General features: G+C 69.6%; 1 protein-coding gene. It reads right to left on the bottom strand.

Annotated features, from left to right (window positions below; genetic code table 11):
• Positions 1-87 precede the first annotated feature (87 nt).
• Positions 88-819, bottom strand: coding sequence for a hypothetical protein (locus ACFWPK_RS34555; RefSeq protein WP_378923077.1), 732 nt, complete (start codon positions 817-819; stop codon positions 88-90).
• Between the last annotated feature and the right edge of the window lie 308 nt (positions 820-1,127).

Raw genomic sequence — 1,127 nt, 5'->3', positions numbered from 1 at the left:
CGCACCGACACTGCGGTCACTGACCGCCTACGACCACTGATCCGGGTGTGGTGGCCTGCTCTGCGGGCCACCACACCCTGGAATCAATCATCTAGCGGCAGCGATCGGGAACGCGGCGACGAAACCGGCGCCGATCGCAGGCAAGGCCCCGGCGCCCGCGGTGGGAAGGGACGCGGCTCCGGCGAGGATCGCGGTGGCGCCCGCAGTGCCCGCGGCACCAACCGCGAAGCCCACACCAGCGCCGATACCCGCGCCGATGAGCCCGCCACCGACCGCGCCGACGGCAGCAGCCGGAACGCCTACGATCGCGGCACCGGCCAGTGCGCCACCGACGGTCGCCGCGGCGATCTTGTCCGAGCGGCTCGGGTTGATGCCGACCGAACGGCCCTGAGTGGCGATAGCGGCTTCGACGTTCGCGGCCGCGCCGTTGACATCACCGAGGATGTCGTTCGGGACCTCGTCCGGGACCGGGGTGGTGAAGTCACCGATGCGCAGTGTGCGCTCAGGCGGGGCGATCGGGGCCACAGGCTCGACCGGCTCCGGGAGGTGGAGTTCCTCGATGACGATCGGCGGGGCGGGCGAAGTGTATTCCGGCACCGGCCGCGACTGCTCAGGGTTCAGGTGGCCAAGGGTATCGGGACCATCGAACTTGGCCAGATCCGAGCGACCACCCTCGTCCGCGGGCGACTCGGTGGTAACACCCGGCTGCACCGGAGCCACGTTCACCCCCGGCTGCGGCACCGCGATAGCGACACCCGCACACGCGACCGCCAACGCCATCGGCAGCACCCCGACAACCGGCCGAGCAATCCGCCGCACCGCCGAAGAGTTCACATTCACAGACCGACGGATCACGCCGACACCCACTAACCAGTTCAAGGAAAACGACACGTCCCCGCGCGCCGCCCGCGAACGATAACGTTTGCCAGCCGTATGCCACAAATCGATAGCAACAAGACATCACCACCCGCACACCGCCTGGACCAGCACCGAATCCGCCATGACCGCACCCCCACCCCCCACCCGCGACCCCTAGGGAGCGGCGGCCACGAAGTGGCCGGTCGCGGCCGGGTCGCCGGTTAGGCGCCGGTGCGTAGGCGACGAAGGAGCAAGCACCGGTGCCTAAC

Origin of the sequence: Nocardia sp. NPDC058519 (assembly GCF_042719755.1) — a bacterium.
Taxonomy (GTDB): Bacteria; Actinomycetota; Actinomycetes; order Mycobacteriales; family Mycobacteriaceae; genus Nocardia.
Note: the sequence above shows the minus strand (reverse complement) of the source record. Positions and strands in the feature narration are given on the sequence as shown.